At 52.6% G+C, this 16492-nt stretch carries 20 protein-coding genes; all 20 read left to right on the forward strand.

The window, feature by feature from the left end; genetic code table 11:
• The first annotated feature begins 5 nt into the window (after window positions 1-5).
• The 20 genes from FC18_RS09595 (at window position 6) to wecB (ending at window position 16443) form a co-directional block, all read left to right on the forward strand.
• A complete protein-coding gene (locus FC18_RS09595) occupies window positions 6-413 on the forward strand; it encodes a phage tail terminator family protein (protein WP_054678628.1) in 408 nt (135 codons plus the stop codon).
• Window positions 410-577, forward strand: a complete 168-nt coding sequence (locus FC18_RS12130; protein ID WP_156300896.1) for a hypothetical protein — start codon at window positions 410-412, stop codon at window positions 575-577. Before FC18_RS09595 ends, FC18_RS12130 begins: the two co-directional genes overlap by 4 nt.
• Window positions 577-2019 (forward strand): phage tail sheath subtilisin-like domain-containing protein, encoded by a 1443-nt coding sequence (locus FC18_RS09600; RefSeq protein WP_054678631.1) that lies wholly within the window; start codon window positions 577-579, stop codon window positions 2017-2019. The genes FC18_RS12130 and FC18_RS09600 overlap by 1 nt, the downstream gene beginning before the upstream one ends.
• A 16-nt stretch (window positions 2020-2035) precedes the next feature.
• Window positions 2036-2515: a phage tail tube protein gene (locus FC18_RS09605; protein ID WP_054678634.1), complete on the forward strand. Its 480-nt coding sequence runs from the start codon at window positions 2036-2038 to the stop codon at window positions 2513-2515.
• A gap of 21 nt (window positions 2516-2536) precedes the next feature.
• Window positions 2537-2950 carry a phage tail assembly chaperone gene (locus FC18_RS09610; RefSeq protein WP_054678637.1) on the forward strand — a complete coding sequence of 138 codons (414 nt, stop codon included), beginning with the start codon at window positions 2537-2539 and terminating at the stop codon, window positions 2948-2950.
• A gap of 232 nt (window positions 2951-3182) precedes the next feature.
• Complete coding sequence (locus tag FC18_RS09615) at window positions 3183-6797, forward strand: tape measure protein (protein ID WP_156660904.1); 3615 nt, start codon at window positions 3183-3185, stop codon at window positions 6795-6797.
• Window positions 6798-6811: 14 nt separating this feature from the next.
• Entirely contained in the window at window positions 6812-7498 is a 687-nt protein-coding gene (locus FC18_RS09620) for a hypothetical protein (RefSeq protein ID WP_054678652.1), read from the forward strand.
• Between the two features lie 4 nt (window positions 7499-7502).
• On the forward strand, window positions 7503-8489 hold the full coding sequence (locus FC18_RS09625) for an XkdQ/YqbQ family protein (RefSeq protein ID WP_054678654.1): 987 nt from the start codon (window positions 7503-7505) through the stop codon (window positions 8487-8489).
• Window positions 8489-8833 (forward strand): DUF2577 domain-containing protein, encoded by a 345-nt coding sequence (locus FC18_RS09630; protein WP_054678657.1) that lies wholly within the window; start codon window positions 8489-8491, stop codon window positions 8831-8833. Before FC18_RS09625 ends, FC18_RS09630 begins: the two co-directional genes overlap by 1 nt.
• Window positions 8833-9213, forward strand: coding sequence for a DUF2634 domain-containing protein (locus FC18_RS09635; protein WP_225353716.1), 381 nt, complete (start codon window positions 8833-8835; stop codon window positions 9211-9213). The genes FC18_RS09630 and FC18_RS09635 overlap by 1 nt, the downstream gene beginning before the upstream one ends.
• Window positions 9210-10352, forward strand: coding sequence for a baseplate J/gp47 family protein (locus FC18_RS09640; protein WP_056976171.1), 1143 nt, complete (start codon window positions 9210-9212; stop codon window positions 10350-10352). The genes FC18_RS09635 and FC18_RS09640 overlap by 4 nt, the downstream gene beginning before the upstream one ends.
• Complete coding sequence (locus FC18_RS09645; RefSeq protein ID WP_054678665.1) at window positions 10345-11130, forward strand: putative phage tail protein; 786 nt, start codon at window positions 10345-10347, stop codon at window positions 11128-11130. The genes FC18_RS09640 and FC18_RS09645 overlap by 8 nt, the downstream gene beginning before the upstream one ends.
• Window positions 11131-11141: 11 nt before the next feature.
• Complete coding sequence (locus FC18_RS09650) at window positions 11142-12335, forward strand: phage tail-collar fiber domain-containing protein (protein WP_054678668.1); 1194 nt, start codon at window positions 11142-11144, stop codon at window positions 12333-12335.
• Entirely contained in the window at window positions 12328-12750 is a 423-nt protein-coding gene (locus tag FC18_RS09655; protein ID WP_054678671.1) for a hypothetical protein, read from the forward strand. The genes FC18_RS09650 and FC18_RS09655 overlap by 8 nt, the downstream gene beginning before the upstream one ends.
• Window positions 12750-12917: a hypothetical protein gene (locus tag FC18_RS12135; RefSeq protein ID WP_162260714.1), complete on the forward strand. Its 168-nt coding sequence runs from the start codon at window positions 12750-12752 to the stop codon at window positions 12915-12917. Before FC18_RS09655 ends, FC18_RS12135 begins: the two co-directional genes overlap by 1 nt.
• A gap of 39 nt (window positions 12918-12956) precedes the next feature.
• Window positions 12957-13370: a hypothetical protein gene (locus FC18_RS09660; RefSeq protein WP_054678674.1), complete on the forward strand. Its 414-nt coding sequence runs from the start codon at window positions 12957-12959 to the stop codon at window positions 13368-13370.
• Complete coding sequence (locus tag FC18_RS12140; protein ID WP_156300902.1) at window positions 13357-13512, forward strand: hypothetical protein; 156 nt, start codon at window positions 13357-13359, stop codon at window positions 13510-13512. Before FC18_RS09660 ends, FC18_RS12140 begins: the two co-directional genes overlap by 14 nt.
• Entirely contained in the window at window positions 13502-13771 is a 270-nt protein-coding gene (locus tag FC18_RS09665; RefSeq protein WP_054678677.1) for a holin, read from the forward strand. Before FC18_RS12140 ends, FC18_RS09665 begins: the two co-directional genes overlap by 11 nt.
• The gene (locus FC18_RS12255; RefSeq protein ID WP_054678680.1) at window positions 13771-14550 is read left to right on the forward strand and encodes a CHAP domain-containing protein; all 780 of its coding nucleotides are present in this window, start codon (window positions 13771-13773) and stop codon (window positions 14548-14550) included. The genes FC18_RS09665 and FC18_RS12255 overlap by 1 nt, the downstream gene beginning before the upstream one ends.
• 738 nt (window positions 14551-15288) lie before the next feature.
• Window positions 15289-16443, forward strand: a complete 1155-nt coding sequence (gene wecB, locus FC18_RS09675; protein ID WP_054678683.1) for a non-hydrolyzing UDP-N-acetylglucosamine 2-epimerase — start codon at window positions 15289-15291, stop codon at window positions 16441-16443.
• Window positions 16444-16492: the final 49 nt, after the last annotated feature.

Genomic DNA, 16492 nt, shown 5'->3' on the forward strand with positions numbered 1-16492 from the left:
AGCTAATGGAAGATATGGTTAGAATGATGGCGCAGCGTTTAGGACAATTATTCCCAGACGTTGCTGTTTATCGCGAAAATCAAGCAGACGGATTCACGGAGCCGTCTTTTTATATCCACCGGCGGCCGATGACCATGAGGCGTGCCTTTTCGGGCATTCAGGAACGCACCTATCCGTTTCAGATTGTGTATTTTCCGGATCCGGATAAGCCGCATGCCGACATGGACACCATGATTGAACAGCTTGCTGCTAACTTCACCGAATTACCCGGTTATGCGGAGTTCAAGGACATTGAGTTCGACCCAGAGGACACCGAACTGCACATGGAATTCAACATCTTCATGCGGGCATTTCCAACTGACGACACGGTGAAGCAGCAGACCATGCAATACGACGGGAGGATTAATTCATGACAGAGAAAAAGGCACCACAGTTCACTAAGACCGAATTGCTTTCGGCCACGAGCTTGTCGGGTGCGCAGCGGGACCAGCTGATGGTTGCGCTGGATAAACACAAAATGTACACGCTGGACGAAGCTAAGGCTGCAGTCCAAGCGCTTAAAGGAGGTTTGTTCTAATGGCAGGTGGTACATTCACTTCCATGAGTAAGCGCCAGCCTGGCGCTTACATCAATGTCATCGCTCCGCAGAAGAGCGTGGCAAGTGCAGAGACGACTCGTGGGGTCGTCTTTTTTGTTGGTGGCAATCAGCTCGGCTGGGGTAAGACAGGTGTCATCCCACTGAATGCTGGATCCAACTTCCGCAAGCTTCTTGGGTTAGACATCTACTCTGACTTGCCAGCAGTTGACGCCACTGCTACCAAGGACGGAGCAACCGTCACTGCGGATGCGCAGTTGCAGTCCACGTTGGTTGGATTGCGCGAAACGCTGAAGGCGGCCCAGACGGTGCTCTTCTACAACATCAACGATGGGTCCAAGGCAACGTTCACCGATGACACGCTCCCGTGGAAGGTCGAAGCGGCATACGCTGGTGACCGTGGGAACAGCATCAGTATCAGTGTGGCCAAAAACCCCGCGGATACGACCCAGACCGTCGTCAAGACGTTGTTTGGGACACTGCAGGTTGACGCGCAGACCATCACCAAGGCCAGTCAGCTGGCTTCTAACGACTACGTGAACTTTACGGTCACCGAAGCGGCAAAGGCTGACGATGGGGCCGCGCTACTTGATGGACTTACCGCGGGTGTTACTAAGCCGCTCGTCGGTGGGACATCTAACACCGGGGCCGATATCGATACAGACGCTATGATTGCGGAAATGGAAGTGCAGGAATTCAATACGATGACTGCAGCCGGCTACGCAGTCGATGCGAAGATTCACCAGTTGCTGGTGGCTACTGCAAAGCGTCTGCGTGATGAAGAAGGCCAGAAGGTTCAGGCAGTCATTCCCGACGGTACCGGTGCGGAAACGGACTATGAAGGGGTCATCGTTGTTGGTAACGGGGTTGTTCTTGAAGACGGGGATGTTCTCAGTGCCAGTCAGGCAGCCGGTTATGTTGCCGGTGCTGAAGCTGCAGCCGCAGTCAACCAGTCTCTGACGTTTGCAGAATACCCTGGTGCGTCTGACGTCAATGGTCGGCTCACTTCTAGCGGTATCGACAATGCCCTGGCATCTGGTCTGCTCGTGTTTGCGATGCGGACGTCTGGTGCGGTCGTAATCGAACAGGATATTAACTCCCTGATCACATACGGCGCTACCAAGAGTCAGGTGCTCAGCAAGAACCGGACACTGCGGGTGATTGACGATATTGCCAACAACTCCAAGGAAACGTTCGAGTCTAGCTTCATTGGCAAGGTTAACAACGACTCTGTGGGCCGTGACCTGTTCAAGGGCAATCGCATTGAATATCTCAATGGCTTGGTTAACGCTGGTGCCATTCAGGCATTCGATTCGGATGCCATTACGGTTGCTCAGGGTGATGAGCTTGACCAGATTCAGGTGCAGTTGGCCATCACGCCAATTGACGCCATGGAAAAGCTGTACATGACCGTTACGGTCTAGGAAGGGGGATTAATTCATGGCGACAGAATCAGCAGCGGCTAAGTTTTTGGAAGGCCGCGACACCATTAATTCCAAGGATGCCACGATTTTCATGACGATTGATGACACGAATTACACTGTCATCTCTGCGACTGAATTGACGGCGAAGATTGAGAAGAATAAGGAGTCGGTGAACGCCATTGGTGATCACTGGACCCGGCACAAGACCACCAGCATCGAAGGTACTGGTTCATTCAATCGGTACACAATTGATTCCGTCTTGCTACAGAAGGCAATGGATTACATCAAGGGTGGTGCTGACCTGTACTTCAGCATCAACGCCACGATTGAAGATAAGACCAGTCGCACTGGTAAGCAGACGATTCTCATTACAGGCGTGAACCTGGACGACATCAATCTGCTCAGCCTAAGTTCCGACGACGGCGTTATCACCGACGAGACGGACTTCACGTTTGAAGGTTGCGAACTGGTCACCCCATTTGATGGCATTAAATAACTAATACGAGGAGCGATAATCATGACTACATCTATCGAAGCATTTCTGGCACCGAACGTTACGCCAATTGAGAACGCAGAGGTCAATTTTGACCGTTTCAAGGCGCCATTCATTGTGAAGCCACTATCTCAGGCGGAAGCGGAGACTATCCGGAAGGCTAACATGAAGCGGGAAAAGAACAAGCTTGGTGGCACGACCGCTCAGCTGAATCAGAACGGCTACGTTGACGGCCTGATTCTAGCCGCGGTTGTCCAGCCTGACCTGAATAACGCCGACCTGCAGAAGAGCTACGGCACTCCAGGTAAACCACTGGATACTCTGCGCGCGATGCTACTTGCTGGTGAATATGCCGAACTCGGTAACCAGGTGCAGAAGGTCAGCGGGTTTGACGAAGAAGAGGACGTTGATGAAGTGGCTGAAGATGTAAAAAACTAATCAAGGCCGACGAGGGGGCCGAGTTTCTTTACTACTTCTACACGATGAACAACTTCGGATGGAAGCCTGATGATTGGTTGGCCTTAACTCGGCGTGAGAAGGGTATGGTTATCGCTGGTATCGATATTCGGGTCAAGGAAGAGGAGCGCGCACAGAAGCAAGCGGAGCGTGAGGCGAAAGCCAAACACCACTAGCCGGCGCGCTTTTTGTGTGACCTAGAAAGGAGGTACAAGTGGCAACCTTAAAAAGCTCCATGTCACTGACGGATAAGGTTTCGCCGGTGATGAACAAGATGGCTGCGTCTGTCAGTAAGGCTGAGGGCAACTTCGACAAGCTGAAGACGTCGGCAAATGGCATCAAAGTCGGTTCGGCCGGTGCGGTGTCTGCGGAACTGAACAAGTCTGCGTCGGCCGCCGAAAAGGCGACTGGATCCATGAAGGGTTTTTCGCGATCAATCAGTTTCAAAGACCAGCCAGTAGGTAACGCAATATCCGAGTCACTAACAAAAACCCATAAGGAAGCAAATCGAGCCACTGACTCGATGGATGACTTCAACAAGGCAGCGGGGACGTCTCCTAAGATGGGGACGGACAGTCTGAATGAATCTTTGCGGAAATCAGCACAGGCTTCTGGTCAAGCACGTGATGAATTTGGCAGGTTCATAAAGACTGCTGAAACATCTGGTGGCTTCCCATTAGGTACCACCGTTGAGAATGGCCTCACTAGCATTGACTCACACCTCACCAAGACAAATGGGATGTTCAGGTCGATGCTGGGGGCTCAGCTCATCGGTAATGGCATTAGCGCCGGCATCGGCATGATTCGTGATAGTCTTTCTGGACTGTACGGTGACCTGTCCGAAGCGTCGGCTACTTGGCAGACCTTCCAGGGCAACATGAGCAACATCGGTATGCCACAGGCTCAAATCAACTCGACCAAGAAGGAACTGCAGAAGTTCGCACAGCAGACCATTTACTCGGCATCAGACATGGCGTCGACGTACTCCCAGCTTGCCGCTGTTGGTACGAAGAACACCACGCAACTGGTGAAGGGGTTCGGTGGGTTGGCCGCGGCTTCCGCAGAACCAACTCAGGCCATGACGACACTTAGTCAGCAGGCAACGCAGATGGCTGCGAAGCCAAAGGTCCAGTGGGAAGATTTCAAACTAATCTTGGAACAAACTCCTGCTGGTGTGGCCGCGGTCGCGAAAACAATGGGCGTGTCCACCACGCAGATGATCAAGAATGTTCAGGATGGCAAGCTCGCCACTCAGGACTTCTTTGACGCAATTGCGAAGACGGGTACCAACGCCAACTTCACGGCTATGGCCACGAAGTTCAAGACGATTGGTCAAGCTGCGGATGGTCTGAAGGAAACAATCACCAACAAACTGCAGAGTGCGTTTGACAGCACGAGCAAGGTCGGGATTAACTTCCTATCCGGTTTGAGTGATAAGATTGCTGATTTCGACCTCGATGGCTTGCTTGCGAAGTTTGCGGCGTTCGGTAAAGGACTTAAGCAGACGATGGCCATGCCCGAAGTCAATTTGGCAATGGGCAATATGAAGCGCGCCATCATGAATGTGGTCACCGCACTGACTGGGATTAAGCCTGGTCAATCCGGACTGCAGACGATGGCAGACCTAGGTGAAGCCGCCGGTGACGGTATCGCCAAAGCTGCGGACGCCGTTTCGGGGTTCGCTAATTGGGTTAGCGCGCTGGATCCACAAACCATTCAGGACACGGCAAAGGGGGCACTCGCTCTATTCGCTGCACTGAAGGGCTACTCAGTAATCAGTAGCATCTTTGCAAACCTCAAATCAGGGATGCTGATTGCGTTGGCGACTGGGGTGGCTCGGTTCGTCGGCTCCTGGAGTCCGGGAGAACTTAAGGCTGCGGGTGCTGCCCTGGCAATTGTCGTGGTGGCACTCAAAGGTCTGCAGACGGCTTCGAAGATTTCGTCATCAGTCCAGAATTTGGTGAAGATGTTTGCTCTCATTGGACCGGCTTCGGCGCCTGCTGCTGCAGGTGAAACTGCGGTTGGTAAAGCCGCCGGGATGAGTGCGGGCAGTATGCTCAAGTTTGCCGGTGCGGCTCTCATGATTGGTGGCGCCATTGTATTGGCTGCTGCTGGCATGTGGATTCTGGTTCAAGCCGCCACGCAGTTAGCTGCAGGTGGTTGGCCAGCGGTTGGTGCCCTCGTAGCTCTGGCCGCGGCGATTGCCGCAATGATTGCGGTCACCGTGATTCTGGGGCCGGCGCTGACTGCCGGTTCAGTGGGACTGATACTCTTTGGTGTCGGTCTCGCGCTCGTGGCTACGTCAGTTCTGATTGCGGCTGCGGGGATGGCTCTTCTGGCCACCGCTCTGCCAACCGTGGCGCAATACGGTTTGCAGGCTGCTGTGGCCTTCGTGGCATTGGCGCCAGCACTTGTGCTTTTTGGTGCGGGTGCGCTGGTCGCAGGGGCCGGGGCAATTGTACTGGGGGCTGGGTTACTGGTCTTCGGCGCAGCTGTACTGGTTGCTACAGTCGGCGTTACTGCTCTGGCTGTCGGTATGATGTTGCTCGGTGCGGCGACGCTACTTGTCGGGACAGGCATGACGCTTCTGGCGATTACGTTGCCACTGATTGCGGCGACGGTTCTAACCGTTACCGCTGGATTTGGAATGATGAGTCTTTCACTTCTGACGCTTGCGCCAACGTCGCTGATGGCGGCTGCAGCAGTCGCTGCGCTGGGTGCGGGACTCATGGTTCTGGGTGCGGGTGCTCTGGTAGCAGCCGCTGGTGCGGTCGTGCTCGGCGCCGGGCTGATGGTTGTGTCTGCTGGAGTTCTAGCAGTTGCGGCCGCAGTCGCTGTGGCCTCGGTAGCATTAGCTGGACTGGGTGTCGCCGTAATGGCGCTCGCTACTGCATTCGTGGGTGCGGGTTCCATGCTGGTGACTGCTATCACCAGTGCGATGAGTCGGGTTATCTCGGCGGTTCGTACTGGGATTAGCAATGCTGTTTCAGCGGCCAAAACGTTTGGTTCCTCGCTGGTCAGCGTTGGTAAAGATCTTATCAGCGGGCTCATCAAAGGTGTCACTGGCATGGCCAAGTCCGCAGTGAAAGCTGTGGGCGGGGTCGTCAGTGGCATCGTTGGTAAGGCTAAGTCACTGCTGCACATCGGTTCACCATCAAAGCTGTTCAAGAAGTTCGGGCGCTGGACCCTCGAAGGCTACACCATTGGTGTGAACGAGCGTGCCGGGTCTTCAACAGACGCGATGGCCTCCGCGATGAACGGAGTGGTCGATGCCGGTAGTGGGATGACCATGACTGGACCGACTGTGACGAGCACTAACCCAGCAGCTATGGTTGCAGGCGATGTGGCGGCAATGCAGGCGGCTACAGATACCAGCCTGCAGGTGAACGCTCCGAGCGTGAAGGGCCACAACCCTGGCGACATTCTTGCCGCGGGGTTCCAGCGTGCTGCTGATGCGGTTGGTTCGATTACTAACGCGCTCACTGCTTTACCTGCCATGAGCAACGTGGACATCGTTGGGCGTGGGCAGAACATGGCGCCACAGACTGTGGCAACTGGTACCGTTGGCGACATCGATACCTCTGGTACGGGTGGTGACTTCTACGGGCTCACTGGTGGCCCAGGTGACGGCGACACGCCTTCGCAGGTTGCCTCTGGTGTATCTGGTGGTAACAGCTACACGCGGACGTCTACGGCCACGCACACGGATAATTCGATACATGTCGATAAGGGTGCCATTGTGGTGAACGGTGGTAATCCGGACGATGCTGAAACAATTGTGGCTAAGCTTGAGACTTATCTTAAGCAACGCCAGGAAGCACAACTTTAAGAGAGGTGAACGTTATGGAACATGTGGGTGTCTACATTACAAACTCCGCCAATAAAACGGTGGAACTGCCGGTAGCACCCGCCGAGTTTACGACACGCTCGGAACTCGGCGGTGATACGGTGACCATTCTCGGACTTGGCGAAATTCGCCGGCTGGGCATGACCAAATTGCGCACGGCCACAATCAGCAACAATTTTCCGTTGGATCCGGCTAACTCGCCGTGGTGTACAGCGGAAGAATTGCTGGGGAGCTCTGATGATTACATCAGCTTTTTTCAGACCGCGTGGAAGAAACAGAAACCGGTGCGTTTAGTTGTTTCTGGGACCAATCTGAACATGACCGCAGTCATTACGGCCTTCGAATACGGACCGGGTAAGAGCAGCACGGTTGATGTGGACTACACGCTGGAGTTTGCTGAGTACCACGAGGTTAAGGCACTGAAGACAGTGATTAAGCCCGTGGTGGCCAAGAAAAAAGCGCCACGTCCCAAGCCCGCCAAGAAGATAGGCGTTGGATCAACGGTGATTGTGAATGGTCGGCTGCATCGAGACAGCTACGGGGCGGGCCCAGGCCAGACCGAGCACAATGCCACGCGCAAGATTAACTTCACAGCCCCGGGGCGCAAGTGTCCTTACCACGTCACGACCCTATCTGGTGGGTGGCGCGGGTGGGTAACCGCCGGCTCAGTGAAAGCGAAGTGATTAGATGGCAGTAACGCAGATGCAGATTCATACGCGTGGCAGTGCCAATTACTGGGACTGCCGCACCATTTTGAAGTCGGCGCCAACTTACACCACGGATCCAGATTTCGCTGCAGGTACGCTCACATTCGATCTGATTGAAGTTCAAGAGGGCTTCACACCGCACAACGGGGATGAAGTTAAGTTCCAGTGGGACGGCGTGAATGTGTTCTTTGGGTACATCTTCAAATGCAACTACACCAGTGATGAGGTGTTCAGCTGTACGGCATACGACAAAACGCGCTACCTGAAGAATCAGGACAGCATCGTCTGGCCGGTTTCCACGGTTGCGCAACGATTCAATACGGCGTGTGCTGCAGCCGGAATTGCGCACAAGGTGGTATATGACAGTGGCTACAAGTTGCCGACCAAGGTCAGCGACGGCGTGAGCTACTTTCAGATGCTGCAGGAAGACGTCGATACAACCAAGGCTGAGTATGGTCAGGCCAGCTTCATCCGCGATAACTTTGGGACGGTTGAGCTGTGTGCATTCCCATTGCCGACGTCGAAGCAGGTACCGGTGATTGGTGATAGCAGTATGGCCACGTCTTGGGAGTACGACCGTAGCATTGATGACGCGGCCAATTCGGTCAAGATTGAGAAGAACAGCAAGGACGACTCGTCGAAGATTGGCGCCACCGCAACGGCGACCGGTAACACGGTTTCCAAGTGGGGCAAACTGCAGATTGTTGAGAAGGTCACGAATGACAAGATGAACAAGGCGCAGATGCAGTCCAAAGCAAAGTCCCGGCTGAAGCAGACCAACATTGAAGCCGAAACGATGAAGGTCACCACCGTTGGCAGCCTCGACTTTGAGACCGGCGGCACGTTTGTGCTCAAGGTGCAGAGTTTGGCCGACATTGGGATTAAATCGCGAGTGGTGACGATTGGTAAATGCACGCAAAACTTTGATCCGGATAACTGGACCACAGACATGGAGGTGAGTTGGTGATGCCGAGCACGGGTGACTGGATGCTAAAACAGATGCAAGCGCGTGGTGGTGGACCCAATGACTACGCCGACATTGTTTTCGGAAAGGTTATCGCTACCGGACCACTGCAGGTGCAGCTGAGTAACAACATGGTTCTGCCGGTTAGTGTGCTGATGGTCGGGCGCCATGCGTCTAAATATCAGGCCAAGCTCACGTATTCCGACCGGACCACTGAGGGTGATGTCAAGCGCACCGAGACCGTCACAATTGATGAGTCACTACAGGCTGGTGATGGTGTGGCCATGATCCGCGCTGATGGTGGCCAGTCTTGGTACATCTTTGAAAAGCTAGGAGGTGGCGCCTGATGACTGAACTCATGGAAATTGAGGAGCAGACACTACCGTCACTCACTTACCGAATTGTTAACGGTCGAGTGGGTGGTCTGATTGATGACCAGGATGCAATGCGTCAGGCCGTCGAAAAGATTCTGCGCACCGAACGGTTTGTTTGGCCGATTTACGATGATCAGTACGGTAATGACCTACTGGAGCTAATTGGTAAGTCTATGCCGTATGCGCGCAACGAGGTCAAGCGGATGCTAAGCGATGCTCTGAAGGCCGATGACCGTGTGGATGAGGTGACGATTGATCGCATGGAGCAGATTGATGATAACAGTCTTGCCGTGTGGCTGACTGTCACGACGGTTAGTGGTGAGTTGAATGTAGAAACGGAGGTGAGCCTATGAGTCCAGCAGATTTGGCTGCCAGCTTGGAGCAGTACGATTATCAGTATTTCATTGGTGAAGCACTCAAGCATGTGCCGGCAGGCTTCGATACGCGACAGGGGTCAATCATCTTTGACGCCTTAGCACCGGTTGCGTATAGCTATGCCGAAATCGTCATGAAGCTGCATGACCTGATTATGAATGGGTATGTCCAGACGGCAACCAATGAGTTTCTGGATTACCGCGGTCAGGAGCGTGGTGTTGAACGTTATCTGGCAACCAATGCGATTGCTGCAGCGACGTTCACGGATGCGCAAGGTGCGCCGGTGGCTGTTGAGGTGGGTGACCGATTCGCTTCAATTGGTGCGGAGCCGTTTTTCTACACCGTTTCCGACGTGACCGCGGCCGGTTCAGCAGAACTGACCTGCGAGTCCACTGGGACCGGGGCAAATCATTATGTTGGTCAAATTTTGCCAGTGACGCCGAATGATGCACTGGCTATGGCCGCCATCACTGAAGTCACCGCACCGGCCCGCGACGATGAAGTTGACGACGAGTACCGCGCACGGATTATGGCGCAGTACGACACTTCCTCATACGGTGGGAACGTTGCCGATTATGAGCAGATGTGTGCCTCACTTAAGACCGTTGGCGCGGTGCAGGTTTATCCAACTTGGCAAGGTGGGGGCACCGTAAAGCTAGTCATCGTTAACAATGATTTTCAACCCGCAGCAACTGAATTGATTGCTGATGTGCAGGAGGCGATTGCTCCAGCGCCAGATCAAGGAGGTGGCTACGGTCTAGCTCCGATTGGACATGTGGTAACTGTCGTAGCACCAACCGCACGTGCGATTAATGTGGGTATGACGATTCAGACCGATGGTTCAATTGACGATGCCGCGCTGCAGACTCAGGTTGCTGCGGCCGTTGAGGCGTATTTCGACACGGTACGCAAGGCGTGGGCCAAGCGCAGTGCCAAACCAATCGGCTACAGTGTGAGCGTGTTCCGAGCCCAGATTATGTTTGCGGTGCTGAAAATTCAGGGCATCACGAACGCCACCGACTTAGTGCTAGACGGCCAGGATGAGGACGTGCAACTGGTTGAATCCAGTACCACCTCTGAGTTGCCAATTGTGGGGACGGTGACCGTCAATGGGTGAACTCGTGCGGCTGAATAGCCTATTGTCAGACTATTACGACGACGTGGTGGATATGCACACGCTGGCCACCGCGGAGCAGCCACAGCTCGACAACTTGAATGTTCACGTTGAACAAGCAGAACTCAATATGTATGTAGCAACTGCTGACAGCGATGGTTTGGCGGTGTTTGAGGATATGCTCGGCATCACAAAGTCTGCTGGATCCACAGTGGAATCACGACGCAAAGTTATCTTTGCCCGGCTGCTTAACCGTAAACCGTACACGATGACATATCTACGTGCGGTGCTTAGTACGTTGGGCGGTCCCGCCTCGGTCAAACTGGAGGCTGATAAATATCAGCTAGACGTGGATGTGAGTCTGGACCAACCAAACCAAACCGATGAGCTGGACCACATCCTGACGACTGTGGTGCCGGTGAACATGGCCATTAACGCGAAGAATACGATTAGTGCTGCAGCTTCGGGTGTGGCACTTTTTTGTGCCGGGGCGGTCTTCGTTGATACGTTCATGCTGACGAATGACTGGCGCAGTACACAGCAGAGTTCGGCTGAAGCCCGCGACGTTGCAGCCGTCGCGTCAATTGACACTTTTGGGCTGACCAACGACTGGCGGGGTAATGAGTCACTGCAAGCAGTGGCGCTTAATGCTACAGGTGTGCTTGGTGTTGACACACAGACACTGACGCACGACTGGCACGATGATACCGTGTTGCATGGTAATCAGCTGACTGCGGGTGTTATTACCGGCTTGGAAGTAATCGAAGTAGCAAGCGAATAGGAGGGATAATTGTGACGCAATTCAAAACGTCGATTATCACAGCAAAAGGCCACGCCCTGATGGCCAAGCTATTAAATAATCAGGGCACTGCGAAGTTCACAAAGGTCGTGACTTCGGATACTGTCTATGAGGATGAGCAGCTTGAAGCATTGACTGATATTTCTGCGATTAAGCAGTCTGTATTGGTTTCCAATGTTACTGTGACCAACTCGAGCACGGTGACAGTTGAGGTTGCCATTGAGAACTCGGAGTTAACTCAGGGTTACTATCTGAACTCCATCGGGTTGTATGCACAGGATCCAACAGCTGGTGAAATTCTATACTCGGTTACGACCGCGGAGCAGAATGCTTTTATTCCAGCTTTTAATTCAGTCACCAGTACGGGGCTGATTATTAAGCTAATCACATCTGTATCCAATAGCGATAACGTTAGCTTGGAGATTAATCCAGCGGCGACGATGACGCGGGAAGATACGGTGACATTGATTTCGGAAATGATGCCGGTAAAGACGATTAATGGTCTTAAACCCAACGATGAGGGTGGCGTCACTGTAACTGCTGGTGGTATCAACTTACTGCATAACACAAATGACTTTAGTTTTTATTGGCACGCAAACGGTGCAACGGTCACTAAAGAAACGTTAGACGGAGAAAGTGTCCTTCACATAGTTCAGAAAAACGATGGCACAAGCAACGGCAGTATAGCCGGATTTTATTTTGGTGCCCCTAAAAATATTTTTTTGGGGCAGGACTATGTCGTCAGTCTCGATTTTAAAGGCGTTGGATCAATCGGAAGAATGTCAGGCGAAAATGGTGGAGAAAACCATTTTGCAGCAGATGAGTGGTCAAGAATTTTCCAAATTAGCACATGTGTAAATGTGGGTAGTGCCATCTGTGTTTATGGCAACTCGGGTTTAGGGGATATTGATATATACGTTCGTCGCGTAATGGTTGAACATGGCCGAATTCCGCATGACTATCAGTTACCTGTGGTTACAAGCGTTGGTGGGCAGTATCCAGATGCGACGACAGGAGATATTGATACATCTGGATATGCTAAGCAGAGTAAAGACAATGTGTTTAGCGGCCAAAATGATTTTTCGGTAGCACCAACTGTTAGTGGCTCACCAATTATTACAAAAATAGATTATGATGCGTTGGTTAAACGCGTTGCCGCACTAGAAGGAGGAACTGTAAATGAGTAAAACCATTTTTCGTTACTATTCTGAAGAAGAATTTAAGCAGTTAGGACTTACATTCGTATCCTTGATTACCGAGAATGATGGGTACAAGCCCCAGCACCCATACACTGATAAACCAATTCCTGAAGAATTGCAGGGTACTGATAAGCTACCATTCTTTGACCCAATCACTCAGCAGTGGATGGATAAGTCGCAAGATGCACAAGTCCTTGCTGACAAAAGGGCGACTGAGGATTTAATTCAGGCAAAGCAGGATGCCGCCGATGCAAAAACTACAGCAGCTGAACTCCGTATTGAACTGCAGCAAACTACTGATGCGGTCATTGAACTGGCGCAAGCAACTTTGCCATCTGATACTGCTGACACCACCGAAACGAAGCCGACCGAACCAGAAAGCACTGAAGGAGGTGCAGCATAATGAGCATGTCAGCATTAGCAGGGCTTTTCGCAAATCGTGTAGCAGCCGGAACGCTGGACATCAGTAAGCCACAGGACGTTCCAACCAGCATCAAGGCAGACGTCGAGACTGCAGTTCGAGAACTAGCAGCAAAGTCAAACGAAACATCATCCGAGACGGCCAATTAGGTCGTCTTTTAGTTTGCAGTGAAAAGAGGTGAGGAAACATTGTTAGCAAAATTCAAGCAGAGTGCGCGGGTGGCATTGGCGGGGGTTAAAGACAATCCCTACCACGTCATCATCGCCTTAGCCTTGATTGGTGTCGGCATTAACATGATCTGCGCACCGCAGCCATTCATTTGGCCACCGTACGTGCGGGATATTGCCAACGACCACGGCTTTGATGTCGCGTTCATTCTGGTTGGCGTGATGATGTTGATGTGGACGATTGGGCCGACACATCACGTTGAGTGGGACGCAGTAAACCTTGAGTTTGCTGCTTTTTTTGTCGGCACATTGACGGTGTATCAACTGCTTCACGTAACGCACACGGGCGGATTTATGCCGTGGGTACAGGACGCTGCGCTTCTGGCGCTGATTGTAGTCCTCGCGGTGAGGAGTGATACGGATGAACTGGACTAGTTGGCACCAGCTTCTTGGTGACCTCACCAACCTGGTCAAAGCTGTGGCGCCAATTGCTGTGGCCTATCTGACGTATCACTACCGTAAGCAGCCAAGCGCTAAACAGCGCAAAGAAAGGAAGAACAAGCTAAATGCAAAATGAATTAATGCAGCTGATTATCATCGCGGTTGTCATTGCCCCAATCACCACAGCGGTGGTTCAGGGTATCAAACAGGCCGCCGGTATCAGTGACAAGATTTGTATCCTGGTGGCCATCTTAGTCGGAATTATTCTGGCGGGGCTGTGGGCGCTCACGTTTGGTCATGTCGACCAGATTGGACCTTACCTGATGGCCGGACTGCTGTCTGGTCTGTCTGCGTCCGGCCTGTATGACATCACGAAGAAAGGGGATGCTGAATAATGGCTTCAGCAGCACAGGTTTTAGCAATTGCCCGGCAGTATCTGGGCACGGTTGGTAATGGTTCAGGGAACCACGCACACATTCTTTCCGTGTACAACAACCACAAGCCGCTCGCCCAGAATTACAAGGTGCGTGCCAGTGACAACTGGTGCGACACCTTTGTCAGCTTTGTGATGATTACTGCCGGTGCAGCAGCCCTAACGAAGACTGAGTGCGGCGTTGAACGGCACACGAAACTGTTCAAGGCACTTGGTATTTGGCACGAGGATGGTAACATGACGCCCAAGGCGGGTGACATCATCGTCTACAACTGGGATGACCACACCCAGCCGAACGATGGCTTTGCCGATCACATTGGCTTCGTCGAAAAGGTCAGTGGTCGCACCATCACCACGATTGAAGGCAACAAGGGCAACAAGGTTGCTCGCCGGACGCTCTCGGTTGGTGCTGGTCAGATTCGGGGATATGCGCGGCCTAAGTACAGTGGGACAACAAGTTCTGCTGCGAGCGGTGCATCCAAGTCTGCAGGCATTAAGTGGACAAGCGAGAACGGTACTTTTAAGTCTGATCGAGCAATCAATTTGCGCGAGTCGGCATCTGCTTCAGGCAAATTAATTGCAACGTTACCTGCAGGCTCTTCTGTGAAGTACAACGCCTACGCATTCTACAATGGGTACGTTTGGATTCGCCAGAAGCGCGGTAGCAGCTATGGCTATCTCGCAACCGGTACTGAGAAAAACGGGAAGCGTGTTTCCCCTAAGTGGGGTACCTTCAAGTAACAACGAATAGCCCCGTCAGCCTACACGGTTGACGGGGCTATTTTTTGCACAAAAAAACCTTCCCACGGCAGGCAGGAAGGAGACAATAAATGACTACGACGCCGGTCGACCAAAACCGGCATGGGGCTACCCAATAGTCATACTAACTTTCAAGGGTATTCTAACACGTAAGTAAGAACTTGTGCAAACATTCGATGAATATCTGTTAGAATGTAAAAGCCGGTAGCTTTCGGTGGTGTTAGACCAGACACCATACTGTACCGACGAAGGGGGTTACCCCAGTATGATCGTATTAACTTTCAGTTTTTCGCTAACAATAAGTGGCGGAGACATCGCGACCGTTGCGGGAGTGGTGTCAGCTGTATGCGCAGTTTTGGCATTACACCAGTCACGTAAGTAAGCGAGAAACATGAGGCAACTCGGCCCAGCAAGCGGGGCAACGGGAGGCTTCATACATAGTGTAACACGAATTTACTAACGAACGGCTTATCCAATTTAGAATGGAATGCCTAGTATTATACCGACCAAAACCGACCGCTTTTAAATAGGAAGTCTGTCATGGCGGGGGTTATATAAATCCGTAAACCCCGATCACCGGTAGAAGTGAGGAGGAACGTTGATTTATCAACGTTCCTCTTTTTGTATCACGGGAAAATTTGGTTATCATCCTAATGCCATGCGCTTTGTGCGATTCGTACTGCCTAGTGTATAATTACGGTAATGTTTAGGAGGTGCGTGATGCGTAAAATCAAAGTGATGACCGTTTTTGGTACGCGTCCTGAAGCGATTAAGATGGCGCCGGTGGTTCAGGCCTTGAAGAAGCGATGTTCCGAGTTCGAGGCGGTGACCGTCGTGACGGCGCAACACCGGCAAATGCTGGATCAGGTGCTCGAAATTTTCCACATTACGCCTGACTACGATTTGAACATCATGAAGCAGCGGCAAACGCTGGATCAGATTACCAGTAACGTGTTAACTGGGCTGAGCGACATTATGGACACGGAAAAGCCGGACATCGTATTGGTGCACGGGGATACCACGACCACGTTCGCTGCCAGCATTAGTGCCTTCTACCACCAGGCCAAAATTGGCCACGTGGAGGCCGGGCTGCGGACGTGGAATAAGTACAGTCCTTATCCAGAGGAAATGAACCGGCAGCTGACTGACGTGCTAGCAGACCTGTACTTTGCGCCAACCACGCAAAGTGAAGCGAACCTGCTGCAGGAAAACCATGCGGCTAAAAATATATTCATCACCGGGAACACCGCGATTGATGCCTTGAAGCAGACCGTCACCAAAGAATACCACCACGATGTGCTCGATTTGATTGACCCACACCAGCGAATGATTCTGGTGACGATGCACCGGCGGGAGAACCAGGGCGAACCAATGCGGCGCGTGTTCAAGGCGATGCGGGATGTGGTTGATAGCCATAGTGATGTGGAAATCATCTATCCAGTGCACCTGAATCCAGTGGTGCAGGAAGCGGCGCACACTATTCTTGGTGATGACCCGCGGATTCACCTGATTGATCCGCTCGACGTGGTTGATTTTCACAACCTGGCTGCGCGGAGCTACTTCATCATGACGGACTCTGGCGGCGTGCAAGAAGAGGCGCCATCGCTGGGGAAACCCGTGCTGGTGCTCCGCGACACAACGGAGCGGCCAGAAGGGGTCACTGCGGGCACGTTAAGGCTCGTGGGGACGGATCCGGAGGCAGTACGGGCAAATATGCTGCAGCTGCTTGATGACCCCGCAGCGTACGCGCAGATGGCCAATGCGACCAACCCCTATGGCGACGGTTTGGCCGCCGAGCGCATTCTCGACGCCATTAGTTATAAGTTTGGCGCGCGGGAATTGCCACCCACCAAGTTTGAAGTTGTGGATAAATAAAGTAATACAAGCTGGCAGCAACCAGCGGGGATACACCCCAGAGGAGATA

The sequence above is a fragment of the Lacticaseibacillus sharpeae JCM 1186 = DSM 20505 genome, assembly GCF_001436225.1.
Taxonomy (GTDB): domain Bacteria; phylum Bacillota; class Bacilli; order Lactobacillales; family Lactobacillaceae; genus Lacticaseibacillus; species Lacticaseibacillus sharpeae.